Source organism: Bacillus sp. AFS001701 (assembly GCF_002559405.1).
Taxonomy (GTDB): domain Bacteria; phylum Bacillota; class Bacilli; order Bacillales; family Bacillaceae_G; genus Gottfriedia.
Genome location: NZ_NTZO01000043.1, coordinates 23258 through 29494, shown reverse-complemented (window position 1 = coordinate 29494; position 6237 = coordinate 23258). Strand labels below are relative to the sequence as shown.

General features: G+C 34.1%; 5 protein-coding genes. All 5 read left to right on the top strand.

The window, feature by feature from the left end; all coding sequences use genetic code 11:
• The first annotated feature begins 118 nt into the window (after positions 1 to 118).
• The 5 genes from CN514_RS04320 to CN514_RS04305 all read left to right on the top strand — a co-directional run bounded on the left by CN514_RS04320 (position 119) and on the right by CN514_RS04305 (position 6142).
• Positions 119 to 1387: a sensor histidine kinase gene (locus CN514_RS04320; protein WP_286141563.1), complete on the top strand. Its 1269-nt coding sequence runs from the start codon at positions 119 to 121 to the stop codon at positions 1385 to 1387.
• Between the two features lie 5 nt (positions 1388 to 1392).
• Entirely contained in the window at positions 1393 to 2310 is a 918-nt protein-coding gene (locus CN514_RS04315) for a response regulator (RefSeq protein ID WP_098231539.1), read from the top strand.
• A 434-nt stretch (positions 2311 to 2744) separates the two neighbouring features.
• Complete coding sequence (gene bcaP, locus CN514_RS04310) at positions 2745 to 4154, top strand: branched-chain amino acid transporter BcaP (RefSeq protein ID WP_098231538.1); 1410 nt, start codon at positions 2745 to 2747, stop codon at positions 4152 to 4154.
• Between the two features lie 579 nt (positions 4155 to 4733).
• A complete protein-coding gene (locus CN514_RS25510; RefSeq protein WP_176525787.1) occupies positions 4734 to 4892 on the top strand; it encodes a hypothetical protein in 159 nt (52 codons plus the stop codon).
• 281 nt (positions 4893 to 5173) lie between these two features.
• Positions 5174 to 6142, top strand: a complete 969-nt coding sequence (locus tag CN514_RS04305) for a 2-keto-3-deoxygluconate permease (RefSeq protein ID WP_098231537.1) — start codon at positions 5174 to 5176, stop codon at positions 6140 to 6142.
• Positions 6143 to 6237 lie beyond the last annotated feature (95 nt).

Genomic DNA, 6237 nt, shown 5'->3' with positions numbered 1-6237 from the left:
ACTCAAAATCATACCGAATCATACAAAAACCTACAAATAAAAAATAAAAAATAAATAATTTTCTCAGAACTATTTCAATTTTCCAAAGGTTTGAGTAAAATGTTTAATGTTTGGAGGTGTGGAACTGAAGGAACGAATTTTAGCAGTTGTATTTTTGATGATTACCGTTCCGCTCGCTGGAGAGTTTAAATTCTATCCGTTCAATGATGCATTCCGTGTCAGCCTGGGGACACCGGCATTTTTCTTATTTTTGTTATTGGGAAGGGGCATTCACCCGAATATTGCAGGAATTTTGACTGGGACAAGTGTGTTTGTATTTCGATTTTTTTTGGCGGTCCTAATCAGTGACATACCGGTTGATGAGGCATTTTACAGTCATTTTCCGGTACTCTTTTATTACGTCGTGTTCGCTTTCATCTTTCATTTTACAAAGATGAATGAGCAGCATAACAAGCCATTTATGATTGGATTACTAGGAATGGTCATAGAAATTGGTGCAAGTTTAGTTGAAATGGTGATTCGATACTCGATAGCGGATAAAATCATTGCATTTCACTCAATCGAACAGATTATCTTTATCGCGTTTATTCGAAGTTTTTTTGTACTTGGCTTTTTTAACATTTTTAAACTGAGAGAATCAAAATTGGCAGTGGAAGAGCAACGTAGACAAAACGAGCAAATGCTGTTGTTCATTTCGAATTTGTATGAGGAATCGGTACAGCTTAAGAAAACAATGCAAAATGCGGAAGAAATCACCCGTATAAGTTATGATTTTTATCGTAGGTTGAAATCGGAAGTTTCTCATGTACATTTTTCCCAAACCGCACTGCAAATTGCAAGTCTCGTGCATGAAGTAAAAAAAGATAATCAGCGAATTTATGCTGGACTATCACAGTTGATTTCTACTGAAAAGCTAGAGGACTACATGGGCATTGAGTTACTGAGTAACATTATCCTTGTTTCCAATAGACGGTATGCAGAGTTATTGAATAAACACATTTCGTTTTCTATGCACGTCGAAGGGGAACATCCGCCATATCATGTATATAGGGTATTATCTTTGATAAATAACTTGATCGCAAATGCGGTGGAAGCCATTGAGCAAGAGGGACATGTATCGTTGTATGTCATTCGAAGAGACTGGATTGTAGAATTTCATGTCTGTGATAATGGACCAGGCATTGCACCGAAGTTGAAAGAAGTCATTTTTAAAGAGGGGTTTACATCTAAGTATGATGCTTCCGGCAATCCTTCTACAGGAATTGGACTTTCATATGTGAAACTAACCGTAGACAAGCTTGGCGGACATATTAAGCTAAAAGAAAGTCATAAAGAAACAGTATTTGTCATCGAGCTTCCAATTAGTGCTCTGATACAGAAAGGATAAATCAAATGAATTATTTTATAATAGACGATGATCCAGCTATTAGAGCGATGCTGATAGACATGATTGAGGATGAGGATATAGGCAAAGTGATGGGTGAAGCAGAAGACGGATCATTGGTAGATAATGACTTGCTTGCGCTCAAAAAAGTAGACGTAGTACTTATTGATTTACTGATGCCAAAGAGGGATGGAATTGAAACAATTCGTGTTCTTTCTTCTGAATTCCAGGGGAAATTCGTAATGATTTCGCAAGTAGAGGCAAAGGAGCTCATAGGGGAAGTATATAGTTTAGGAGCAGAATACTACATCACTAAGCCGTTAAACCGCATTGAAATCTCAGGAGTGTTAAAAAAGGTTAACGAACGGGTGATTCTGGAAAAATCAATTCGAGGCATACAAGAATCGTTAACTTTATTAAAAGGTCATCAGTCGCCACCATTCGGCTCTTCTCATACAAAAAACATAATCGAGGCCGGCCGTTCATTGATTTCGGATTTAGGGATTATCGGAGAAAGCGGAAGTGAAGACTTGATGAATATTTTAGAATTCCTGCAGGACCAAAAACAAAAGTTTGGATCCTTCTACATCTTTCCGTCTCTAAAAGAAATATTTTATGGAAATGCCAAAAAATCGCTTGGAGAACAGGCTACCGAGGCGGAAATACAAAAAGAATCGAAAGCCTCCGAACAACGGGTTCGCAGAGCTATTTACCATGTGCTCATCCATATTGCCTCATTAGGATTAACAGATTACATGAATCCAAAATTCGAAGCGTATTCATCCACGTTTTTCGATTTCTCGGAAGTCCGAAAGAAAATGTTAGAGCTTGAAGGTAAAAGTGAAAAAAGCACTAATCAAAGCCGAATCAACATGAAAAAATTCATTCAATCGCTCTATATAGAATCAAAGCAGTTGGTGCATTAGCCAATAAATTTGTTTCTTCAAATTGCAGGGATTGTAGTCAGGTTGTAAAAAGGGTAGGGATAATAAGCCCATGCAGTCTTTGTTTATTTAATTTTAGCAAGTTTTATATAGAAAGCATTTAAATACCTTACTAAAAAGTTTTCAAAATCTTATTATCTAATATAAACTCCAAAAATTTTAAGTGCATGATTTAGGAGGAGAAATTAGTGAAAAATGATCTGAATATAGTCGTTCTGCACAATTTCTGAATATTTTTTTTGTTGAAAAATGCTTTGTATAATTAAAAACCGTATGATAAGATAAAAATCGTTTAATTCTAACAATTAAATTTTTCTGGTTTTAGTTGTCGGAATTTTCTATTTTTTACAAACAACTATGAAACTATTAAATAATTAAAATTGGAAAAGTAGCACAAGAATTTAGAGGAGGTTTTTATGAATTTATTTCGAAAAAAATCAGTATCGAGTGGATTATCTAACAGTTCACTTAATAAAGTTTTAGGTGCATTTGACTTAACAATGCTAGGAATAGGTGCAATTATTGGTACAGGGATTTTCGTTCTAACTGGTGTAGCAGCAGCAGATTATGCTGGTCCGGCACTTATTCTTTCATTTATAATTGCAGGTTTAGCCTGTACATTTGCTGCATTATGTTACTCTGAATTTGCATCAATGATTCCTGAGGCAGGTAGCGCATATACGTATAGTTATGTCGCATTCGGTGAAATTGTGGCATGGATTTTAGGTTGGGATATGGTACTTGAATATGGACTGGCTTCATCAGCTGTAGCTAGTGGATGGTCTGGTTACTTCCAAAGTTTATTATCAGGTTTCGGAATTCATTTTCCAACAGCATTAACAAGTGCATTTGATCCTTCTAAAGGAACTTTTATAGATTTACCAGCAGTTCTTATCGTATTATTAGTTACATTCATTCTTACTAGAGGTGTAAAAGAATCTGCAAAACTAAACACTGTAATGGTAATTGTTAAATTAGCAGTAGTAATTCTTTTCATCGCTATAGGTGTTTGGTATGTTGAGCCAGGAAACTGGACACCGTTTATGCCAATGGGATTCTCTGGTGTAACAGCTGGAGCTGCAGTTGTTGTTTTTGCTTACTTTGGTTTTGATGCAGTATCTACTGCTGCTGAGGAGGTAAAAAATCCTCAACGTAACTTACCAATCGGTATTATTTCTGCATTAACAATTTGTACAATCTTATATATCGTTGTTTCATTAATTCTTACGGGTATCGTACCGTTCGATCAACTTGGTGTTAAAGATCCTGTTGCTTTTGCTTTATCATTTATCCACCAAGATTGGGCAGCTGGTTTCATTTCACTTGGTGCAATAATTGGTATTACTACAGTTTTAATCGTAATGATGTTTGGACAAACGCGTTTATTCTACTCAATCAGTAGAGATGGTTTACTTCCGAAAAAATTATCAAAAGTTAATGGTAAAACTCAAGTACCAGTTGTAAGTACATGGGTAACTGGTGGGTTAGTTGCAGCATTTGCTGGTTTAATTCCATTAAATAAACTAGCTGAATTAACAAATATTGGTACATTATTTGCCTTCTCAGCTGTATCACTTGGTATTTTAGTCTTAAGAAAAACTCATCCAAACTTAAAACGTGGATTTAAAACTCCTTGGGTTCCTGTTGTTCCAGTATTAGCAATTTTATTCTGTGGATATTTAATGTTTCAACTTTCAGCATTTACTTGGAAGGGATTCGTAGTTTGGTTAGTAATCGGTTTAGTAATTTACGCTACTTACGGATATAAAAACAGTAAATTAAATCAAAGTGACAGTACAAAAGCAAACACAAATACACCTGCATAAATAAAAATTGGGCTATCCCTTAAGTTAGGAGAACTGACTTTTGGGAAGCCCTTTTAAATACAAAAAATCACCTATTACTAAGTGGTTTGCACATACTTCCTATGCAAGTTCTTTCCGTCATAACAAAATAAAATGTTTTCCCTTCAAATTAGTTCAAAAATGTGTTGGACGTCCCCATAGCTGATAAATCCAATCTAATCACAGACATTTTCCCAACTCGTATCACTGATTTTGCATTCCTTGCCTTGGAACAGGTACATATCTTCTTGTATTATCAGTTTTGAAGATTTGAGTATTTAATATTATTTTTCTGAATTCCATTTTGTATTTGGAAAATCTCAAGTATATGGACAACATTACTGCCTGTATTATGACACCAAGGAAAGGTGATTTTTCGATGAACGCCACCAAACTCTCAATCGACAAAATCAAAAAATAGTAAAACAAAATAAACAGTGGACTAAAAATTTAGTTAATGGAATTTTTCTAAAAGAAATTAATGAAAAAGAAGCTATACTTTATATTAAATTAAGAAAAGATCAACCAACATACACGACAATTAATGTTGATATTAAAAAATTGGATAATAAATTTCAAATTAATGTTGAAGAAAAAAATGCGATTCAAGATTCCGAAGTAGCTGATGAATACTTCGGAAAATTAAATGGAGAAATCCCTTTTAATAAATTACAAGTTTATTTAAATGGGAAAAAAAGTGAAATAATAATTATAGAATAAAAAAAGCAAGATTATTTATTTCTTTTTATTATTGAACACCTAATAAAAAACTTTTTGTAAGCAGTTATTGAAACTGCTTACTTTTTTTATTTACAAAAAGAATTATAAAACTTTCATAAACTATGAAAACAGTTTTTATCCAAATATGATAGACAGGTAACAAGAGATTAAAACATAGAACATTATGCAAGAAAAATGGAACCGCTTTCTATAATTATTTGAACAATTGGTAAAATAATGGATTCATTCGAGATTATAAAACTATTTTAGGAGGGTTAAAAATGCAAATTCCAATAAAGAAAACGCTTGATAAAATTCCAGGTGGTCTGATGGTTGTTCCACTTTTTTTAGGAGTATTAACGAATACCTTTTTCCCGCAATTTTTACAAATCGGAAGTTTTACAACGGCATTATTTAGTAAAGAAGCATCATCTACCATTTTGGCGTGTTTTATGTTTTTAATTGGTTCACAAATTAATTTCAAATTAGCACCAAAGGCATTAAAAAAAGGTGCAATATTATTAACAGGAAAATTTATAGTGGGTGCAGGTATCGGTTTAACTGTAGCAATGCTTTTTGGACCAGCAGGAATATTAGGATTATCACCATTAGCTATCCTAGCAGCGTTATTGAATGCAAATGGTGGATTATATGCCTCTCTTGCTTCATCATATGGTGACGAAACCGATGTAGGCGCATATGCTTTATTTTCTTTAAAAGATGGTCCATTTTTTACATTAGTTGCATTAGGTGCATCTGGTCTAGCCTCAATTCCTTTTCAAACACTTATAGGAGTATTAATTCCTATAGTAATAGGAATGATTTTAGGAAATATTGATTCTGATATGAGAAAGTTCCTTGGAAGCAGTAAATTATTATTAATCCCATTCTTCTCATTCCCATTAGGTGCGGGAATGAATCTTTCAACTATTATAAAAGCGGGAGGACCTGGCATTTTACTAGGTTTAATAGCTGCATTCACTGGAATTGGAGCTTATTTACTATTAAAGTTATTTAAAGAAAATCCTATCGTTGGCTTAGCAACAGGGTCAACTGCAGGGAATGCTGTAGCTACACCAGCTGTTGTTGCAGCAGTAGACCCAACTTTAGCTGCAATAGCACCAGGAGCTACTGCGCAAGTTGCAGCGGCATGTGTAATATCTGCAATAGTCTGTCCTATTATAGTTAATTTTGTATTTAAACTGTCCGAAAAGAAAAAAGCTAATAAATCAATTGCAAGAGCATCATGACAATAAAGTGAAAATCTACTATAATCTTGGCCATCATGCTGCTGAAGCTTTAATGCCAATTTAAAAATGAAACTAAAACAAAGCAGTCAGCGATT